This window comes from Bradyrhizobium sp. SZCCHNS1022 (assembly GCF_032484835.1).
In the GTDB taxonomy this organism is placed as follows: domain Bacteria; phylum Pseudomonadota; class Alphaproteobacteria; order Rhizobiales; family Xanthobacteraceae; genus Bradyrhizobium.
In genome coordinates this window covers 110,426-130,398 of sequence record NZ_JAUETT010000003.1, presented here as the reverse complement: position 1 = coordinate 130,398, position 19,973 = coordinate 110,426, and the positions used below count along the sequence as shown (strand labels likewise).

Sequence of the window (19,973 nt, the reverse complement as noted above, 5' to 3'; positions counted from 1 at the left end):
GCGCCGATGAATATCGTGCCTTCGATCCTTGCCTCCGACGAGGCCCACGCCACGCCGCTTCGCTATCGCCGGGACATCGATGGCCTTCGCGCGATAGCGGTGCTGCCGGTCCTGCTGTATCACGCCTTCCCCGGCTCGGTTCCGGGCGGATTCTACGGCGTCGACATCTTCTTCGTGATCTCCGGCTACCTGATCACCGGCATCATCCATAAGCAGATGCTGTCGAAGACGTTCAGCATTGCCGATTTCTATGCCCGTCGTATCCGACGCATCTTTCCGGCACTGATCACAGTGGTCTTGGTCACCTTCCTGATCGCCTGGTACATCCTGCCGCCGCGCGAATTGAAGTCACTGGGCACCAACATCGCAGGCGGCGCCATATTCGCGCAGAATTTCGTCCTGCTCGGGCAGGTCGGCTATTTCGATCTCGCCGCCGAGAAGAAGCCGCTGCTGCATCTGTGGTCGCTCGGCATCGAGGAGCAGTACTACATCGTCTGGCCGTTGCTGCTGATGTTGATCGGCTCGCGGCGGAGCAGAAGCTTGCTGATCACCGTCACACTTGCTGCGGCATCGTTCCTGGCGTGCGTGATCGTGCGACGATATTCGCCCGACTACGCCTTCTATCTGCCGGTGACCCGGGCCTGGGAACTGCTCGTCGGATCGGGGCTCGCGTTGTGGATCAATGGACGGCAGGCGACCGCCGGGTTCTCCACGGCGTTCCCGGCCAGGCTCGGGCGGGAGCTGATCGCCGCTGCGGCTTTGCTGACGCTTCTGGCCGCATTCTGGCTTTATAACCGCCAGATCCCGCATCCGGGCTGGTACACGTTGGCGCCGGTCCTGGCTGCCGCGGCGTTGATCGCAACCAGTGGCACGCACACGCACCGCTACATCCTCTCGGCCGCGCCGGTCGTCTTCATCGGTCTGATCAGCTACCCGCTTTACCTCTGGCATTACCCCTTGATGGCTTATGCCCGCATCCACTTCGTCGATGGTGTCGCTCCCTTGGTGATGTGGAGCATACTGATCGGCAGCGTGATGCTGGCATGGCTCACCTACCAGCTCATTGAGCGACCGATTCGTTTCGGGCGACGGCTGGTGCCGCTCAAGGTCGGCGGCCTGGTTGGCGGCATGATCGCGCTGGGGGTCGTCGGCGTGGTGGCCGACAGGACCAATGGCTTGCCAGCGCGTATCCCGGCCGAAGTTCGCGGATTCATGCTCGACGGCAGCGAGACTGCGTTCCGCTGGCGGAACGGCAAGTGCCTGCTGATGGCCGATCAGAGCGAGTTCGCTCCGGAATGCATGGGCGCAGGCCGCCGCCCGCTGGTCGCGGTGTGGGGCGATTCTTATGCCGCCTCGCTATATCCCGGACTGGCTCATTTCGGCGCCGAGCGCGGCTTCGACGTCGCCGAGTTCGCCATCTCGGCCTGCGCCCCGCTGATCGGCTACGTCAATGCCCAACGGCCGCTCTGCAAGCCCGCGAACGATGCGGTGTTGCGGCATCTGACCGAGTTGAAGCCCGACGTGGTGATTTTCTATGGCACATGGAGGGCCAGCGACGACGATGTCCGTCTCGGTCTGGAGCGCACCATTCCGCTCGTGAGGGAGGCGGGGGTGTCGACCATCGTGATCGTGGGGCCACCGCCGACTTGGCAGGGCGACGGGCTGCCCGCGAACCTGCTGGACTATTATTTCCTGACCCGGACCATTCTTCCGGAGCGGACCTGGTTTCGCACCGTCGATGAATGGACGAAGCCGTTCGATGCATTCCTCGCTGCGCAGGCAAGACGATTGGGGGCTGACTATGTTTCGGTTCGCGGGCTGATGTGCAACGAGAACGGCTGCCTGACTCGGATCGGGCCGAACGCGTCCGAGATCACAACGTTCGATTCGGGGCATCTGACCTATCCCGCTTCGATCTTCGTCGCCCGGCAGGTGCTGGATGCCTTGCCGGATCTCGGACGCTAGGTGTCTTGCGGCTCGCGATGGAGCTGTGCGTGCATCGAGCAAGGAAAGGCGCGATAGTTTTGGATGGTTTGCGCGGTCCGGTTCTGGCTCCCCTTACCGCCGATCTGAAGCCTCTGCATCATGGGCGGCAAATTCGTCTGAGGGACTTCAGATCGAAAGACGGTATTGAGATCATATTGCTGTTAGTACCCGTGGCTTTCCGAGGTTCGTGAAAGGTGGGGGCTGGGGTGATTCACGAACTTCGGAAAGCGAGTACTCACGTCTCGGCTAGAAGCTTTGCGCTCTACGTCATCTGCGTCCTGGCCTTGATCGGCCTCATCGCGGGTGGAAGCTGCCTATATTTGGCTGCTCAACCCGGCGATCATTTCGCGGCGATCAGCCCGACCGGCAAGCCGGGCTGGTACCAGAACCTTGCGGGCGAGTACGTCACGGAGATCCAGGACCAGGATCTTTTCTTTCATGACATCGGCGGCTCGATCGAGCATGTCCGCCAGGCGGATGTCGTGATCCTAGGGTCGTCGCTGGTATCTTTCGCGCTGGACGGGGACGTCGTTCGCGAGCGCCTTGAAAAGCCCCATGGTTTGAAGTTCTACAACATGGCGTTTGTCGGAGTCGCGAGCGGCGAGTTCTCGCGGCAGATCATTCAAAAGTACGGTCTTCATCCAAGGTTATGGATTCTCAATGCCGATGATGGTGGGGGCGGGGGTAATTTCTTCAGCCGCAACCTGACGCGCGCCTTCGGCGCGGATGTTCGGCCGATCCCGGCGACCCGGCTCAGCTATTTCGAGGCGTACCATCAGGTCATACGCCGGGACCTGCGCTGGAGGTTTGAGCGTGCCACGGCAGAATTGCGCCGCGAGCTCGTCCCGCCCAAAGCGAGCGTGATCCCGAAATTCGATCGTAGCGACGAGACGGGCGCCGCCGACATGAGCTCGTTTCCGCGCTTTCTTGCTGATGGCAATCCCGGCGTGAAGATGACCCGGGATCCCGATTGTCACACCACGCCCGATGTCATTGCCAACGCGCGGGCCTTCGTTGCGTCGTTGGGAGCGCCGGTCGTTCTGACCTTGGTGCCGAACTTCCACGGTTGCCTGACCCAGGTGAAAGAGATCGCGCAGGCCATCGGGGTCGAGACCGCGTTGCCGCCAAGAACGAATTATTCGAGCTGGGACGGCGGCGGTCATCTCGATCGCAACGGTGCGACCGACTTCACGCGCGACCTCGTTGGCGCTTTGGAAAGGACCAGCGCGTTTCAGGGGCTGAGTACGCACGATGCTCAACCACGCTGATCCGAAGCTGGCCTTGCGGGCCGATCATTCGCTCGGCGCCAACCCGATGCACGGTGTGGCCTATCGGCCGGACATCGATGGGCTGCGCGCGCTCGCGGTGATCGCGGTGGTCATTTATCACGCCTTTCCGAAGCTGGCGCCGGGCGGCTTTGCCGGTGTCGACATCTTCTTTGTCATCTCCGGTTATCTGATCACCGGGATCATCGACCGGCAACTGCGCGCGAAACGCTTCAGTATCCTGGAGTTCTATGCTCGCCGTGTTCTGCGGATCTTTCCGGCGCTGATGATCGTGGTGATCGCCACCTTCGCGGCGGGCTGGTTCCTGCTTCCGGTCAACGAGATGGAAGCGCTCGGCGCAAACGTTAAGGGCGCTGCGGTCTTCATTGAAAACTTCGTCCTGTATGGCCAGATCGTCGGATATTTCGACCCTGGCGCGGAGCGCCTGCCGCTGCTCCATCTTTGGTCGCTCGGGATCGAGGAGCAATACTACATCGTATGGCCGCTCACCCTGCTGCTGATCTCGGCTTGGCCGACACAACGGCTAAAGATCGTGATCCTATTGGGTGTCTGCTCGTTTGCGGCTTGTCTCTGGACGCCCGCGAGCGACGCCGCCTGGGCATTCTATTCGCCGACGACCAGAGGATGGGAGCTTCTCGTCGGATCTGGATTGGCCTTGTGGGTCCCGGCGAGATCCGTCGGCGCGACGAGAAGGATTCGATCGCCGCTTGCGATCGCCGGGGTGGCCGCGATCATACTCACGTTCTGGATGTTTGGCGCCCGCTCACCCTGGCCGGGCATCCGGATGATGCTTCCCGTCCTTGCAACGGCGGCTTTGCTTGGGACGGACGATACGCCTGTACATCGGCTGTTGTCGGCGCGTTGGTTCGTCTTTGTGGGACTGATCAGCTATCCGTTGTACCTCTGGCATTTTCCACTGATTGCATTCGCGAAGTTGCAGTGGGACGGGCCGCTGCCGATATCGTTGACGTTCAGCCTTCTGGCCGTGAGCGTCTCGCTGGCGTGGTTGACCTACCGTTTTATCGAGCGGCCGATCAGGTTTGGATCGGCGCCGGCGGGGTGGCGAGTTGCTCCACTGGTTGCGGCCATGGCGGCAATCTGGCTGGTCGGAATGACCGCTGTGGATACCCGAGGCCTTCCGATGCGCTTCCCTCGGCAGATCCAAGGCTTGATGCTATCGGGCACCGAAACCTCCGTGCATTGGCGCCGTGCCAAATGCCTCTTGCTGCTTCAGCCTGCCTCGGAGTTCGCCTCGGAATGCGCAGGGCATGGTGGTCACCCGCTGGTACTGGTCTGGGGCGATTCCTATGGCGCGGCCCTTTATCCCGGCTTGCTCCATTTCGCCGCCGAGCGCGGCTATGAGGTCGCCCAGTATACGGCCTCGGCCTGTCCGCCTCTGATCGGTTACAGTCTGCCGGAGCGGCCGTTCTGCAAGAGCATCAATGATGACGTTTTGTCACGCATTGGCCGTCTGCGGCCCGATGTGGTCGTTCTTGATGCGACCTGGGGGCACGCGGAGCCCGTGCTGCGCGAGGACTTGCCGCGTACCGTGGCGATGCTCAAAGCCCTGAGCGTCGGCAGGATCGTGCTGATGGGACCTCCGCCAAGCTGGCAGGGCGCAGGCTTGTCGCGCAACGTCCTCGACTATTACCGGCAGACTGGCGAGGTACTGCCGGCCCGAAGCTTCTATCGCTCGACCGACGAATGGACGCGGGGGCGCGATCGGCTGCTGCAGGAGATGTCACGAGAACTCGGCATCGAGTACATTTCCGTCCGGGACGTCTTCTGCAACAACGACGGTTGTCTGACCCGGATCGGCCCGAACGACTCGGAATTGACTGCGTTCGATCCCGGGCACCTGACGGTGCCCGGCGCGATCTTCCTGGCGTCTCGGTCGCTGGACCGCATCCTCGGCCCTGATGGAGGGCGTCCTCAGACCGGGTCGACCGGCACGCCGCGATAGGAATGGATGATGAACCTCGTTCCTCCGACTGAGTAATCGCCGCCGCTGGTGGCCTCGATATTGAACATCTCGACCAGTTCCTTCCACGCCTGTCGTTCGCCGACGTTGGGAAGCGCGCGATTGGCGTTCCAATCGTCGAAACAGAGAACCGCACCGGTCGAGATCATTCCTCGCTCGAACAGCGGCACCAGCGCATCCATGGTGGACTGATAAAGATCGCCATCGAAATGGATCATCGCGAAGCGAGTCTCCGGCGGCAGCGTCTTGACGGTGTCGGCAAACCAGCCCTCGTAGAGTTCGAAGCGATGCGGCGGGAGAATCTTGCCGATGACGGCACGGAGCTCGGGCGCGGCGAGCACCTTGCAGCCGCCTTTGGCCCAAGCGCCGGAGACGACATGCGGCGAGACCTGGTCGATAGGAGAGGTGATTTCCGGCAGGCCTTCGAAGCTGTCGAACAGCCGCAGCACGCGGAAGGGGTTTTCGCCGGACGCGCTCTTGGCAAGCGGCTGCCGTTGAAGATCGAAGACCATCGATGTGGCAAGCGCCCTCGCGCTGAAGCCTCCCATGGTGCCGAATTCGGCAACGTCGCCGTTGACATGGGAGCTATTGATGTATTGCACGCAAAGGGTCAGAGTCTTCGCGATCTCCTTCGCGGGAAGGATAAGAACGTCCTCATAAGTATAGTAGGACGCCGGCGAAGGTAGTTGTCTGGCTCTGTACTTCTCGAGCGCGATGTCCTGGATCGGCCGTCCATCGTCGACAGGCGGAGGCGGAGGCGGAGGTGCCACCGTCTCGACCTTGGTGATCTCCGTGGTCGTCACATACGGCCAGGGCAGCGGCGGCTCGGACATGACGGCGCGTTTGACCGATCGCAGCCAGTAGAGCGCTTCCGGTGGAAGCGTATTTGCAAGCGCTGATTTGAAGGAAGTGAGCATGCGTAATTCTCCGACGCGGTGCAACTCAGTCAAACTCAAGTAGACGCCCGTCGTGGTGGTCGAGCCGCCCAATCCGCGTCATGACCATCCGCTTAACGGTCCGAGGGAAGCTCGGCAAGCGGGCGCGGTCAATATAGGCTGGCGATCTTGCGCTGATCGGGACCGGTATTACCGGGGTCCTGCGTCCGCTCTTTCGGCATCTTGTAGAAGAACGGATCCGCGGGCCAGTGGTTCATGCCGACGACCATGACCTTCATCTCCTCGTCGGGCATCCGTGGCATGAACACCAGATCGATTGCCGAACGGGTCTTGTGCTTCGGCGGACTGCCGCGGTGCATCAAGCGGGTCGCATCGAACACGAGAAGGTCGCCGGTTTTCCCCAGCACCGTGTGCTCTCGGCCGGCCGCATCCTTATACTGGAACGGCCCGGTCTGCTCGTCGACGTCACAGAGATAGAGAACGCCGCGAATGACGCCGGCCGGACAGCCGTCGCTATGCCATTCCTGCGGACCCACCCCATCGGTCAGGTGCGGCAGAGAGCGCACCAGACGGACGTTGGCGACCTTTGCCGGGCACCCGAGGACGCCCCGGAAAAACGACTCGAAATCGCCGCCACTGAACAGAGAGTGGAGATAGTCGAGAAGCGCCGGGGAGGGCAGGCCTGTTTGCAGGTCGGTGGTATACGGAGCAACGCTGTTGCCGGCCCAGTCCCACGACGAATGGAGGTTGCCCACTCCCCTGTCGAAGCGTTCGGTTTCACGAAAATTGGCTGCCTTTTCCGGGTTGGTGCTGATCACCGTCACCCCATCCTGCTGGAAGGCAAGCACCTTGTCCGCGAGTTGACTGGGTGTCCTCTGCGGATCGAATTTGGGAGCGAGCGCAGTACACATGGCCGGCGGCTTGTTGGCTGCCGGGAGCAGCGTCAGCCTGCGCGCATCTGCCGCGGCTTTGATGACCGGCTGCACCTCTCGTGCTTCCTCGGAAGGGGAGTGGGCGGCCGTCAGACGGTCAAGTGTTTCGGCGCGTACCAGTCTGTAGCCGAGGCTGCTAAGAGCCTGGTTGAGACCGCCTTTGAGCCTCTGCTTGGCGACGCTGATCATCGAAGTCATAGCCAGATATCCTTACGCGGCGTCCGGGGTGTTCGAGGCAAAAGGGTCGAGTCCGCACGCCATTCGGTAGTAAAGCTCATAACGCGGATGATTGGCGAGCAGGCCTCGGCTGTCGATAGCATCATCGATCAGCGCCTCGAGTAGGAGGCGTGCGCCTTTGGGAGGCAGATGCACCCCGTCGAAATCGTATTCGGGACGCAGCAGATCATTTTCCGTCAGGTCGGACCAGCGATCCAGCATGACGAGGTTGAGTGATCTCACTTTCGAACCGAGCTTCCAGTTGAATGCCTGGACCAGCTTGGTGCGGACGGTGACCGGGCAATCGTAGCTCTGCAACTGCCTGACCCGCGCTTCCTGGCGCGTCGGAGGAACGACGCTTTGGACATAGACGCGCCTGAAGCCGGCCGCGACAAGTTGCTGCAGCCCGGCAATAAAGGGCCCGAGGCGCGCTTCAATCGCTTCCTCGATAAGGTCCCAGGGAACAAGCGGCTTATCCAGCAAGGGCATCGTCGTCGGGAAAGGAGGCACAAAGTCGTGCGTATCCTTCAACAGCTGCAGGATCGGCCCCCTCACGTCGATCTCGCCGAGCGTGATCATGATCAAGGGCGGGCGCATGGGCTGTCCTGCAGCCTTTGCGATGGCGAAATCGACCTCGTCCGTGGACAGGTGAGTGGCGCGGCCCGCGCGTACGAGCCCTTCATATTCCAGGAATGCGATGAATTCCGGATGAAACTCTCCGGTCGCCGGATTGAAGAAGTCGTGGGCGGTCAGGCCCGGAACATATCGCGTTCGGGCCATCACCCATGAACCGGTCCATCTCTCGCGGAAGACCATGTTGCGGTATGGAAGCGAGTGGCTGTCCCCCACGATGTAGACCGGTAGAACGGTCTCGATTTCGGTTTCCACGCTGCAGCTTCCTTCTATCGGTCCTGAAGGGCCCCTGTCTCAACGCGACTGGCTGGCCGCAAGAGCACGGTAAAAATCGTCTTCGTCGCAAACGATATGAGAGGGTGGCCCATGTGATGCTGCCTCGCGGAAGTCTACGGTACGCCCGGAAGGCACCGTTTTGTCGCGCTCAGCGGCAAATTGTGCGAAAAACACCTGCATCGCGCGTGCCACGCCGTCCGCGGTTATCGAGCGTGCATCTTCGGCAAAATATACGCTGGCGTTCTTTGCCGTCGTGATGATCTCATAAGACGCGAAATAGTGCACATTTTCGTGGCGCCGCACCATCTCCTCCGCGGTCACACGAAGCACGCTCTTGGAATAGGTCGTCGCTTGCAGAACGTGGCGCGGCTCCATCGTCGCCACGAGCGGCACCGGTGACACGGTGAGGATGATCTGCAGCTTGGGATTGGCCGCCGTCATCAGGTTGACGGCTTCGGTAAGATAGGCCGTGGTCTCAGCGACAGAGAGGTTTGTAAACGCGTATTTTGAATCGTCGTAGTCGCCCGCGCTGCCACAACCCGGGCAGGTCGGATACGCGGTGCCGTCCACTCTGGATACCCAGCATTCCGTCAATCCGAGCGTGAAGATAAAGACGTCGGCAGTCTCGATCAGCTGACGCACCGCTTTGAGGTGCTGCTTGAGATCCGCCTCCGCCTCGATCATCGAGGCGAACCCCTTGGGGGCAATGCGGGGCCGTAGCAGATCGAAGACGCGACCCTCGCTGTTGGTCCAGAATTGATCTGCCGGCTTGAATGCGCCGAACGCTCGCTGGAGCAGCTGCAGAAGCTGCAATGTCGTGTAGATGTTGCCGTAACGAGCAGAGAACACGCCAAAACCGAAGCGCTCCTCCTGCTCGGGCGTCAGGTATCCGGGCGCTTTTTCGGTCACATAGTAATTGTAGTCGCGGTCCTGCAGCGCACGAGAAATGTGTTGTGCAAAGCAACTGCCTGCCGACGCAATGCGCGCGTCGTGCTCGAACCGAAAGGTGGACTCCAAATGAGGATTTAGATCCGAGCTCGAGCGATCGGCGACGGCCTGACGCCAAAAGCTGGTCGGCGGAAGCGCGTAATACGGACAGCTCATCTCGTTCTGGCCCCGGGAGCGCTGGTGTCTGCAAGTAGGTCGCGAACTCAAGCCGAACGATCAAGCCGACCGTGGCTTCATCCCGCGGTAGGAATGAATAATGAACTTCGTGCCCTGGATCGAATAGTCGCCGGAGTGGCTGGCGACGATCTTGAACCGGTTGACGAGGTCTGCCCAAGCCTTCCGTTCACCGGCTTCCGGATCGGCCTCGTTGCAATTCCAGTCATCGAAGCAGATCACTGCTCCCTTGGAGACAAAGCCGCGCTCGAAACAAGGAACCAGCGCATCCATGGTCGACGAGTAGAGATCGCCGTCGAAGTGGATCAAGGCAAGTCGAGTGTCGTCGGGCAGCGTCTTGACGGTATCGGCAAACCAACCCTCGTAGATCTGGACCCGGCTCGGCGGAATGATCGCCTCGACCATCGTTTGCAACTCGGCGGCACTAAGGATCCGGCAGCCGCCCCTGGACCAGGTTCCGGACTTCACGTGCTGCGACTCGAGGTCGACCGTCGCGGTGATTTCCGGCAGGCCTTCGAAACTGTCGAAGAGACGAAGTTTCCGTAGCGGTTGATTTGGCTGGTAGCGCGGGTCAAAGACCATCGCATTGGCGAGCGTACGCGCTGTGAAGCCGCCCATGGTGCCAAACTCAGCGATGTCGCCCCTCACGTCGGCACTATTGATGTACATCACGCTCAGGGTCAGCGTGCGCGCGATCTCCTTGGCCGGCAGGATCAGCACGTCGTCAACGTCGAAAAATAGATAGGGGGCGCTGATCTTGTGCGCGTCGAGCCGCTCGAGCGCCTCGGTCTGCTTGGTGCGTGGCTCGGGCTGGGGCGGAAGTTCGACGGCCGGCGGTCCCGGCTCAGGCTTCGGTGGTGTCGGTTCAGGCTGGCGACTGGGACCGGCTTGAGGCGGCTCCAGCGGCGCTTGGCCCATCAGTGCGCGCTTGATGGAACGCAGGCGGAAGAGGGTCTGGGGCGGCAGGCCCTCGGCGATCGCCACCTTCAACGATTTGGTCATCGGTTGTCCCCTCCACCCTTGTCGCAAGCGCCCGCTCTCTATAGAGTTTTTTTGCGAAATTCGCAAAATCGGCCGGATGTTTTGTAGCTTTCTTTTTGGCCGCTCCCTCTCTCCTACGTTGCCTCAGGGCGTCCTATTGTGAGTGCGAGTGGGGCAGATCGAGACGCTCGTCGCGCATGTATTTCATGACGATGATCGATGTGATCAGGTCACCCGAGACAACGAAGAAGATGTCGATTCCGACGATGCCGCTTCGCAGATAGGCCAGCCATATCCTGCAATTGACCGTTGATCAACCACTCGCTGCAATGGTGGAACGCTGCAGCCCGGGCTCCAGGTTGACGTGGTCCGGATCCGAACCGGACCCCTTCGTAGAGGGACGCTACAGGTGGATCACGGCCACAGGCCGAATTCGTGTTGCTTACCCGGAGTTGCATGGCAGCCTTGGAGGCTCATCACCAACGGCTCAAGCAATCTCTTGAGTGCATACTGCGCCCAAAAAGCGATTTCGCCAGCACGTTCAAAACGATCACCTCTGTCCAGATGTCGCGCAAAAAGATTTCGCTTGGCGTGTCGGGCAAATCACCAGCATTCTCTTGCGCAACCCACCTCATGAAGAGGGGCGGATCGCGATCGTCACGAACGTGGAGGTGGGCGGCGGTGGGCGGATCGGCGTTGAGCATGATCATCATGTAGACGACAACGGCGAGACGCACGGTCAAGTCGCGTGGTCCTGACACCCCGACGCTGGTGTCCAGCGCAACGCGCGTCAGCGCGTTGTCGCGATATGGTGGCCAAAAAGCCCGGTGCACCAGGGAGAGCGCGAAGTAAGCCGTCAACCCACCGCGCAGGGAAGGCCGGGATGTTTCGGCTGAACCTGTGGTTCCTGCCCCGTGCATTCTTGTCTGCACGGGGGCCATGGGGGCGGCCAGCTCCCGGCCTTTCCTGCGCCCTCTCGATCGAGAGGGGAGTACGGTCGCAGAACTCGGGCGCCGAATGCGCCGCGAGAAGGCCGGCTGACGTCTGTACCTCAGCTCATTCGAAGAAGATGAACTCGTGGTCGCCGGTGTAGCCGGAGCGCTTGAACTCGAAGGCCCATTCCTCGGGGGTGTGGAAGATGCGGCAGGTGAGCTGCCAGTACATCAGGTTCACCTTCTCGCGCTCGTTGCGGTAGCCCTCGACGCAGAGATATTTGGCGCCGCGGCTGACGCGCTCCATCTCGCGCAGCGCTGCGTCGAGATCGTAGTTGTAGAGATTGTGCAGCGTGTTGATCGAGATGACGAGGTCGAAATGCTTGTCGGGAAACGGCAGCTTGGCCGCGGTGCCGACCTGGCAGAACGGCTTCACGCTTTCCATCGTGTGCTCGACGCCATAGGAGGAGACGTCGATGCCGGCGACCTCGAGATCCGGAATGGCCTCGCGGAAATCGTGCAGGATGAAGCCCTTGCCGGAGCCGACGTCGAGCACGCGCATGCCTGGCTTGATGCCGTAGGTCGCGATCATCGCATCGGCCACCTTGCGCCAGCGGCCGTCATATTTGTAGCCGCCATAGCCGGTCTCGCGGCTGCCGTCCCAATAGTCGTAGTCGTACTTGATCGCCATTTCCGCGACGTCCGCCTTGTCGCGCTGGGTGACGCGGGCGAGGTAATCGCGCTTGGTCGATTTGTGGACGAGACTGACGAACTCGCGATAGGCCATGAATTTCTCCGGAGAGGTGGGGATGTTCGATTACGGGGTGTCGTCGGCGCCGACCAGCTCGAGCTTCGCCTCCGCCTTGGCGAGCTGCGCGGCACAGCGCTCGGCCCAGGCGCCGGTGTCAGCGAAGGCGCGGCGAGCCGCGCCGAGCGGCAGGAAGTCGTTGAGGATGATGCAGGTCCACTTGATCTGGTAGGCATCGAGCAGCAGGCGGCAGCGCGCCACACTCGCGGCATCGAGCCCGAGTCCCTGGGTCAGGCGCTCTATGAAATGCTCGTGCACTGCAAGCGGCACCGGCACCTCCGGCTGGCAAAAGAAGTCCGAGACCAGCTTGGCCGGATCGTCGCGGCCGGCATATTCGAAATCGAGGAAGGTGAGCTTGCCGGCATCGTCGATCAGCGCGTTGTGGAAGCCGAAATCGGACGGCGAGAGGCAGTTTTGATCGGCGGAAATGGCTGCGTCCAAGGCAAGCCCTTCGGCGGAGGCGCCGCTCAGAATGCCCGCCTTCACGGCCGCCCAGGTCGGCTGCAGCTGCGCCGACACCAACTGCCGGGCCTCCGCGACATGCGGCACCTCGGAATCGAGCGTCGCGAGTCGCGCCACGCGCCGCTCAACGGTCGCAATGTGCTCGGCGAGCGAGAAGCACGCCTCCGATCCCGGCGCCAAAGCGGGGCGGGGCCGGGCATTCACCGCGAGCACGAATTCGATCGCGGCCTCGACATGACCAGGCGTCAGCTCGGCTGCGGTGAGCTTGCGCCCTTCGATAAAACTGTACAGCCCGGCCTGCTCGGCACGGTCGCAGGCCAGCGGCTCGGGCACGGCGCGGATGCCGCGCGACCAGGCGTGGCTGATGAAGCTCCATTCGGCGCCGAGCCGGTCGCGGCTGTCGCGGGCGTCGGTGAAATAGCGCTTCAGCACCAGCGGGCCGTCGTCGGCCTCGAGACGGTAGACCTGGTTGTTGCGGCCGCCGGCAAGCCGGGTCAGCGCCTTGGGGGCAGGCCGGCCGGCCTGCGCCGTCAGGCGCTGCGCGAGCGCCAGCAGCGCGGCATCGGTTTCGTTGACCGCCTCAGGCGCGTTCACGGGCGAAATCCGCCGCGATTTCCGCCCAGGAGCCGCGGCGCTCATACGGCGTGGCCTGGCTTGCGAACTGGCCTTCCGGATCGAACAGGATCTTGCGCGTACCGTCCGGAAAGCCGCTCATGCCCAGGATTTCCGGCAGGTCGTCGACGAACACCTCGCAGGAGAGCGCATGCGCGCGGGCGACCTTGTCGTCCTTGGTCAGCTCGAAGAATACTCGCGCCGGATCGATCTGCGCCGCCCCCGAGCCCATCAGGCCGCGATCGGTCAGGAAGCCGCGCGCGGCGGCGTGCATGTCGTGCTTCGGCCCGAGAATGGGGTGCCTGGTCTTGTGACTGACGATGAACAGGTCGTGGCCCGCGGCCCGGGCCGCGGCGACGAACTCGGCGAAGCCGGGGTAGGGCGACACCAGGTCCATGCGGGCGCCGTAGACATAGCCCTGCAGCTCCGTGAAGTCGTCCTTGCGGCCGGAGCCGTTGAGGTGGTCGCGCACGCTGTTCTTGTCTCGGCCGAGGTCGGCCGGGATCAGGCCGCGCTCCAGCGCGGCGGCGTGGAACACGCCGTCGTAGCAGGCGATCGTGTTGTCGAAGTCGATCCCGATCCGCATGGCCTGGACTTAAGCCAGCGACATGTCGATCAGCGGCCGGCCGACCTTGCCGGCGGCAAGGTCCTGCAGCGCCTGGTCGGCCTGGGCGAGGCTGTAGGGCTTGGACAGGAGATCCCGCACCGGGAAGCGGCCGGAGCTCAGAAGCCGTCCGTAGCGGCCGTAATCGCGATCCGGGACGCTGTCGCCGCCCCAGGTGCCCAGCAGGCTCTTGCCCTGGTTGAAAACGCCGGGATTGAGCGGCAGCACCGCGCCATGCTTGGCATTGCCGATCACCACCGCGCGGCCGCCCTGCTGGCGGGTCGAATTGATCGCCTGCTCCATGACGGCGGGGATGCCGGAGGATTCGACCGCGAGATCAACACCCTGCGGCACGATCTTTTTGATCTCGGAGAGCACGTCGCCGGAGGCGTCGATCACATGGGTCGCGCCATAGAGCTGGGCCAAGGCCCGGCGTGTCGGGTTGGGGTCGATGCCGATCACCGGCATGGCGCCGGCGAGCGCCGCCGCCATCAGCGCGTTCAGGCCGATGCCGCCGGTGCCGAACACGGCCACCGCATCGCCGGGCTGGACCTTGAGCACGTTGTAGACCGCGCCCATGCCGGTCGGCGCCGCGCAGCCGAGCAGCACGGCGACATCCATCGGCAGGTCCGGCGGCAGCAGGGTCAGGCGGTTCTCGCTGACGACCGAATGGCGCTGGAAGGTGGTGACGCCGCCAGCGTTGACCTTCTTGCCGTCCCAGTCATAGACGGCGCCGCCGGCCTCGATGCCGCTGCCCTTGATCCAGGACAGCACGACCTTGTCGCCGACCTTGACCTTGGTGACGGCGCTGCCGATCTCGAGCACCGTGCCGGTGCCTTCGTGGCCCAGGCAGTGCGGGACCCATTTGTCCTCGCCCTTGTCGCCGCGCCATTCCATCACCTGGGTGCCGCAGGCACCGGAATAGGCGATCTCGACCAACACCTGCCCGGGCTTCAAGGCCGGGGTCTCGATGTCGGCCAGGACCAAGGGTTGGCCGGTCTGGACCAGGAGCGCAGCTTGGGTCTTCATGACATTTCTCAGTTCAACGCGTGGGCGATCTTGTCGGCGATCTGGTGGCCGGTGAGCCCGAGCACCTCGCGGGCATATTCCTGCTCGCCGGACTTCTTGAAGAAGGCGTCGGGCGTGCCGAAGCGCAGGAACTTCTTGTGCTGCGTTTCGCTGTCGGCGAGCCACTCGGACACGGCGGCGCCGAAGCCGCCGATCAGCGAATGCTCCTCGATGGTCGCGACCAGCTTGAAGCGGGCGAAGGCTTGCTTGAGCTTCTCGTCGTCCAGCGGCTTGACGGTGTGGAAGCTGACGACCTCGGCCGAGATGCCCTTATCCTTCAGCTTGTGCGCGGCCTCGATCGCCTCGGGCAACATGTTGCCCGTCGAGAGCAGGCAGACGTCGGAGCCTTCCTCGATCGTGATGGCCTTGCCGATCTTGAAATCCGCAATGGGGCCCTTGTGAACGACCGGCTCACCCTTCTTGCCCATGCGGATATAGACCGGGCGGTCCTGCTGCATGGCCGCGCGCAGCGCGCCGCGTACTTCGAAGGCGTCGCCCGGGCAGATCACGACCATGTTCGGGATCGAGCGCAGGAACGAGATGTCCTCGCAGGCGTGATGGGTCGGGCCCAGGCCGGAATAGGCGAGGCCGGCGCCGACCGCAACGATCGTCACCGGTACTTCGTGATAGCAGACGTCGGTGCGGATCTGCTCCAGGCAGCGCGTCGTCACGAACGGGGTGATGGTGTAGGCGACCGGGCGCAGGCCGTTCATCGCCATGCCGGCGGCAACGCCCATCATGTTCGCTTCGGCCACGCCGCAGTTGAAGAAACGCGACGGGTGCTTGTCCTTGAACTTGTCGAACAGGCGGTTGCCGATGTCGCCCGACAGCATGACGACGCGGCTGTCCTCGTTGCCGAGCTTGGTCAGTTCGTCAGCGAATGCGTTTCTCATGACAGGCCAAGCTCCTTGAACGCCTTCACCACCTCGTCCGCAGTCGGCGCGCGATAATGCCAGTTGTTGTCGTCCTCCATGAACGACACGCCCTTGCCCTTCACGGTATGCGCGATCAGCGCCACCGGCTTGCCGGAGCCGTTCGGGATGTTCTGCATGGCTTCCGCCAGTGCGCCGACGTCGTGGCCGTCGATCTCATGGGCATCCCAGCCGAAGGCGGCCCATTTGTCGCGCAAAGGCGCCAGCATCAGCGTCTCGTTGGAGCGCGCGGTCGCCTGCCACTTGTTGTAGTCGACGACGACGCAGACGTTTTCGAGCTTCTGGGCGGCGGCGAACATCGCCGCTTCCCACACCGAGCCCTCGTTGTTCTCGCCGTCGGACAGCAGGGCGAAGACGCGGTAGCTCTCGCCCTTGATCCGGCCGGCCAGCGCCATGCCGCAGCCGAGCGGCAGGCCGTGGCCGAGCGAGCCGGTGGCGGCCTCGACGCCGGGCAACAGGTTCGCGGGCGGATGTTCGGCCAGCCGGCCGCCGTCCTGGCAATAGGTGTCGAGCTCTTCGATCGGGAAGTAACCCTTCATCGCCAGGGTCGCGAACAGCGCCGCGGCGGCGTGGCCCTTCGAGAGGATGAAGCGGTCGCGCAAGGGATCGCTCGGCTTGGCGGGATCGATGTTGAGCACGTGCCAATAGGCCGCGGTCAGGACGTCGGTGCAGGACAGCGACGAGGCGAGATGGGCGGCTTGCGCCTTGTGCGACATCTCGATGATCTTGCCGCGCAGCCTGGCGGCCTGCGCCTTCAGCGCAGCCGTATCAGGACTGCTCGCGGTGCTCCGGACTGCAACGTTCATCGTGCTCTCCAGTGGCGCTTCGCAAACGAAGCGCGGGGTCGTCGGGGGCGTCAGGGTTTGTGGTCGTACTTGGTCGGCAGCTTGGCCATATCGGCCTCGAACCGGCGTGCCCAGGCGATTACGTCGTCGATGCCTTGTTCAAGCGAGAACGTGTCGCGCCAGCCGAGCTCGGTGCGCAGCTTGAAGCTGTCGAGCGTGTAGGCGGTGTCCTTGCCGGGACGCTCCGGTCCGATCTCGACACAGTCCTCGAACTTCTTGCCGAGGCGAGCCAGGATCATCTCGACCAGGGTGCGGATCGAGACCAGCTCATAGCCGGAGATGTGATAGGTCTCGCCGAGCGTGCCCTTGCGCCCGATCTTCACGGTAGCGTCCGACACGTCGGTCATGTGGATGAACACGCGCACCGACTTGCCGCCGCCGTCGAGGCGCAGCTTCTGGCCGGTCATCGCCGCCACGATGGTGCGTGGCACGATCCGGTAGAGCTGTTGCCCCGGGCCATAGACATTGGCCGCGCGGGTGAACACCACCGGGAACTGGTAGTTGGCGAAATAGGTGCGCAGGCTCATGTCGCCAGCGGCGCGCGACACCGCATAGGGGGTCGAGGGGTTGAACGGCGCGTCCTCGCGCACCCAGCCCTCGGTCGAGCCGTAGACCTCGGGCGTGGTGACGTGAACGTAGCGCTCGAGCCCGTCATAGTTGCGCAGCAGGTCGTGCAGCCGCACCGCAGAGACGACGTTGGTCATCATCCAATGGTCGGGATAGAGCCAGCTCTCGCCGACCATGCTCTGTGCTGCAAAATTCACCACGTGGGTCGGCCGCTCGGCCGCCAGCAGCGCCTTCAGCGCGTCGAGATCATGGTTGAGGTCGATCCGCTTGAATCGCACACTGCCCGGCCGCTTCTGCCATTTGTACGGCAGGAAAGCGTCGTGCGGCTCGTCGGAGCGGCTGGTCGCGATCACGTCGTGACCGGCTGCCGCGAGGAAGTCGACGAAGGTCGCGCCCGAGAACGAGTTCGAGCCCAGGATCAGATACTTTTCGTGTCCCGCCATCGTTTGGTCCGTCAGCCCTCACGTGCAGGGGTGATGTCGCCACGCTGGGCGTACAGCCATTGCATGATCATGTGGCCGATCACCATCTGGGCGTCCTCGGCGATCTGCATATCGTTGACGGCGAAGTGGATCGGCACGTCGGCGAGCGCCTTGGCCTTCCCGCCGGAGAAACCGAGCACGGCATAGCTGGTCATGCCGAGCTTCTTCGCCTCTTCCAGGGCCTTCAGAATATTCGGCGAATTCCCGGAGCCGGAGAAGGTGATCAGCACGTCGCCCTTGCGCGCGAGCACCGCGAGCTGCAGCGAGAACACTTGGTCATAGCCTTCGTCATTGGCGAGGCAGGTGATGACGGAAGGATTGGCCGCCAGCGAGTGCACGCGCAGGCCCGAACCGGGCGTCTTCGACAGCGCATAGAGATAATCGTTGGCGAGGTGGTTGGCGTTGCCGCCGCTGCCGCCATTGCCGCAGAAGAACACTTGGCGGCCGGTCTGCCAGCAATCGCGTAGCTCATAGGCGAGACGCTCGACCGGGCTCCAGTCGAAGTCCTGCAGAACGGTGCTGAAACGGCTGGTGTAGTCAGCGAACAGCTTGCCGGGTGTCTGGAAAGCGAGGACGTTCATTTCACGACTTCCTTTTCCATCCATTTGAGATTGTACCAGCGATCATCGTTCTTGAGCTGACCTTGCGAGTACATCCCGATGATCTCCTTGATCGCGTCTTCCACCGTTTTTTTCGGGCGGAAGCCGGTTGCCAGGAGGCGGTCGGAATTGACGCGGTAGCTGCGAGGGTCGTTGGACGGCGTCACCACGACCTCCGCCGGCACGTGCTTGGTGACGAGCCTGGCGATGTCGAGGATCGAAATGTTCTCGAACCCGGCATTGTAGACGCCGGTGTGCTCTGGGTGATCGAGCAGGAAGAGATAGAGGTCGGTGATATCGTCGATGTGGATGTTGGGCCGGGTCTGATCGCCGCCGAATACGGTGATGCGGCCGTTCATCAAGGCCTGCATCGTCAGCATATTGACCGAGACGTCCAGGCGCTGCCGGGGGGAGTAGCCGCAGACCGTGGCGGGGCGCACGATCTGCACGACCATGTCGTCCTTGTAGGACAGCACGATACGCTCACCGCACATCTTGGTCTTGTTGTATTCGGAGATCGGCAGCAGTTCGAGATCCTCGGTGACCTGCTCTTCTTCCTTCACGCCATACACGCTGCCCGACGATGCGTAGATGAAACGCTTGATGCCGTGGCGGTAGGCACGGTCGGCGAGCTGCATCGTGGCGAGGCAGGAGATCTCCCATGTCAGCTTGGGATCGAGATCGCCGCAAGGGTCGTTCGCGACGCTGGACAGGTGAATGATCGCATCAACGCCGTTGAGATCGATCTGATCGGGGTTGCGAACGTCCCCTTGGACAACCGTAAGGTCGGGATGCGGATCGAGGAAGTTGCCGAACCACATGATGTCGAAGGCGACCACCTGATGGCCGGCTTTCAGGAGCTTGGGAACCAGCACGCTCCCCTTGTAGCCGCATGCACCGGTCACGAATATCTTCATTTGCCGATTTCCCCGTCGCTCGCTGCCGCCTCCCGACCTCGGTCGGGCGCACCCTATCAATTATGGCAGGAAAACGCGATCAGCCCCAGCGACGTTAGCCGCCCTCAAGCGCCCCCACCATGGCGCGGCTTGTGCTTAAACTCCAAATGCGCCCGGCGCAAGCTTTCCGGGTTGCCGATATCCCGATGATAACCTGCAGTTTCCACGCATAAAATTCGTCCCAAATAGTTCGGGATGATTTCGGTGGAGAGATCGACGATCGGCTTTCCGAGCGCCGCAACGTCCTCGATCACCTCCGGTTCGAAAATGTAGACGGCGCCGTTGGCGAGGTTCCCGGGCGGGTTCTGGACCTTCTCATGAAAGGCGATGACCCTGTTTTCACGATCCAATTCCAGGATGCCGCATGAACTCGGATCGTCGGTGCGGAACGCGAGCATCGTCATGATGCACCCGGCCGGTCGCCCGCGATGAGCGGCGATCAGGGCGGCCACATCGAAGTCGGTCAGGTTGTCGGCATGGGCGACGAGGAACGGCTCGCGACCAAACCAGTCTCGGTTGGCGAGGACGGTGCCGCCGGTCCCCAGCAATTCATCCTCATGAACGAGGTCGATGCGGGAGCGCCAAGGGGATTGCGCCACGTGGGCGCGCACTTGATCGGCAAGCCAATGGGTGTTCAGCAAGGCGCGTTCGACGCCGCCCTCGAACACCAGGTCCAGCCAGTAATCCAGCAGCGGGCGACCATGGATATGGACCAGGCATTTCGGCGTCGTATCGGTCAGCGGGCGCAACCGACTGCCAATTCCAGCCGCGAGAAGCAGCGCGCGCATCAAAGCATC

Annotated in this window: 19 protein-coding genes; 3 read left to right on the top strand and 16 right to left on the bottom strand. The window is 62.8% G+C overall.

The window, feature by feature from the left end; translation table 11 throughout:
• Positions 1-6: 6 nt before the first annotated feature.
• The 3 genes from QX071_RS20080 to QX071_RS20070 all read left to right on the top strand — a co-directional run bounded on the left by QX071_RS20080 (position 7) and on the right by QX071_RS20070 (position 5,235).
• Complete coding sequence (locus QX071_RS20080; protein ID WP_315704413.1) at positions 7-1,965, top strand: acyltransferase family protein; 1,959 nt, start codon at positions 7-9, stop codon at positions 1,963-1,965.
• A 341-nt stretch (positions 1,966-2,306) separates the two neighbouring features.
• Positions 2,307-3,254, top strand: coding sequence for a hypothetical protein (locus QX071_RS20075; protein ID WP_315727742.1), 948 nt, complete (start codon positions 2,307-2,309; stop codon positions 3,252-3,254).
• Complete coding sequence (locus QX071_RS20070) at positions 3,238-5,235, top strand: acyltransferase family protein (RefSeq protein ID WP_315704411.1); 1,998 nt, start codon at positions 3,238-3,240, stop codon at positions 5,233-5,235. Before QX071_RS20075 ends, QX071_RS20070 begins: the two co-directional genes overlap by 17 nt.
• On the opposite strand, the gene QX071_RS20065 is transcribed toward QX071_RS20070, so the two are convergent.
• From QX071_RS20065 to QX071_RS19990, 16 genes are all read right to left on the bottom strand, one after another.
• The gene (locus tag QX071_RS20065) at positions 5,205-6,170 is read right to left on the bottom strand and encodes a TylF/MycF/NovP-related O-methyltransferase (protein WP_315704410.1); all 966 of its coding nucleotides are present in this window, start codon (positions 6,168-6,170) and stop codon (positions 5,205-5,207) included. The two genes, QX071_RS20070 and QX071_RS20065, sit on opposite strands and share 31 nt — an antisense overlap.
• Before the next feature lie 128 nt (positions 6,171-6,298).
• Positions 6,299-7,279 (bottom strand): hypothetical protein, encoded by a 981-nt coding sequence (locus QX071_RS20060; RefSeq protein ID WP_315704409.1) that lies wholly within the window; start codon positions 7,277-7,279, stop codon positions 6,299-6,301.
• Between the two features lie 12 nt (positions 7,280-7,291).
• Positions 7,292-8,185, bottom strand: coding sequence for a hypothetical protein (locus tag QX071_RS20055; RefSeq protein ID WP_315704408.1), 894 nt, complete (start codon positions 8,183-8,185; stop codon positions 7,292-7,294).
• A gap of 39 nt (positions 8,186-8,224) precedes the next feature.
• On the bottom strand, positions 8,225-9,310 hold the full coding sequence (locus QX071_RS20050) for a GSCFA domain-containing protein (RefSeq protein ID WP_315704407.1): 1,086 nt from the start codon (positions 9,308-9,310) through the stop codon (positions 8,225-8,227).
• A gap of 60 nt (positions 9,311-9,370) precedes the next feature.
• Positions 9,371-10,330, bottom strand: a complete 960-nt coding sequence (locus tag QX071_RS20045) for a TylF/MycF/NovP-related O-methyltransferase (RefSeq protein WP_315704406.1) — start codon at positions 10,328-10,330, stop codon at positions 9,371-9,373.
• A 455-nt stretch (positions 10,331-10,785) separates the two neighbouring features.
• Positions 10,786-11,250 (bottom strand): hypothetical protein, encoded by a 465-nt coding sequence (locus QX071_RS20040; protein WP_315704405.1) that lies wholly within the window; start codon positions 11,248-11,250, stop codon positions 10,786-10,788.
• Positions 11,251-11,365: 115 nt separating this feature from the next.
• The gene (locus QX071_RS20035; RefSeq protein WP_315704404.1) at positions 11,366-12,028 is read right to left on the bottom strand and encodes a class I SAM-dependent methyltransferase; all 663 of its coding nucleotides are present in this window, start codon (positions 12,026-12,028) and stop codon (positions 11,366-11,368) included.
• A gap of 30 nt (positions 12,029-12,058) precedes the next feature.
• On the bottom strand, positions 12,059-13,105 hold the full coding sequence (locus QX071_RS20030; RefSeq protein WP_315704403.1) for an aminoglycoside phosphotransferase family protein: 1,047 nt from the start codon (positions 13,103-13,105) through the stop codon (positions 12,059-12,061).
• Entirely contained in the window at positions 13,092-13,709 is a 618-nt protein-coding gene (locus QX071_RS20025) for a hypothetical protein (RefSeq protein ID WP_315704402.1), read from the bottom strand. Before QX071_RS20025 ends, QX071_RS20030 begins: the two co-directional genes overlap by 14 nt.
• 9 nt (positions 13,710-13,718) lie before the next feature.
• Entirely contained in the window at positions 13,719-14,756 is a 1,038-nt protein-coding gene (locus tag QX071_RS20020; RefSeq protein ID WP_315704401.1) for a zinc-binding dehydrogenase, read from the bottom strand.
• Between the two features lie 8 nt (positions 14,757-14,764).
• A complete protein-coding gene (locus tag QX071_RS20015; RefSeq protein ID WP_315704400.1) occupies positions 14,765-15,688 on the bottom strand; it encodes a transketolase family protein in 924 nt (307 codons plus the stop codon).
• Positions 15,685-16,533 carry a transketolase gene (locus QX071_RS20010; RefSeq protein ID WP_315704399.1) on the bottom strand — a complete coding sequence of 283 codons (849 nt, stop codon included), beginning with the start codon at positions 16,531-16,533 and terminating at the stop codon, positions 15,685-15,687. The genes QX071_RS20015 and QX071_RS20010 overlap by 4 nt, the downstream gene beginning before the upstream one ends.
• Positions 16,534-16,583: 50 nt before the next feature.
• The gene (locus QX071_RS20005; RefSeq protein WP_315704398.1) at positions 16,584-17,582 is read right to left on the bottom strand and encodes an NAD-dependent epimerase/dehydratase family protein; all 999 of its coding nucleotides are present in this window, start codon (positions 17,580-17,582) and stop codon (positions 16,584-16,586) included.
• Between the two features lie 11 nt (positions 17,583-17,593).
• Entirely contained in the window at positions 17,594-18,202 is a 609-nt protein-coding gene (locus tag QX071_RS20000; RefSeq protein WP_315704397.1) for an SIS domain-containing protein, read from the bottom strand.
• Positions 18,199-19,137 carry an SDR family oxidoreductase gene (locus QX071_RS19995; protein ID WP_315704396.1) on the bottom strand — a complete coding sequence of 313 codons (939 nt, stop codon included), beginning with the start codon at positions 19,135-19,137 and terminating at the stop codon, positions 18,199-18,201. Before QX071_RS19995 ends, QX071_RS20000 begins: the two co-directional genes overlap by 4 nt.
• Positions 19,138-19,241: 104 nt before the next feature.
• Positions 19,242-19,964 carry a nucleotidyltransferase family protein gene (locus QX071_RS19990; RefSeq protein WP_315704395.1) on the bottom strand — a complete coding sequence of 241 codons (723 nt, stop codon included), beginning with the start codon at positions 19,962-19,964 and terminating at the stop codon, positions 19,242-19,244.
• Positions 19,965-19,973: the final 9 nt, after the last annotated feature.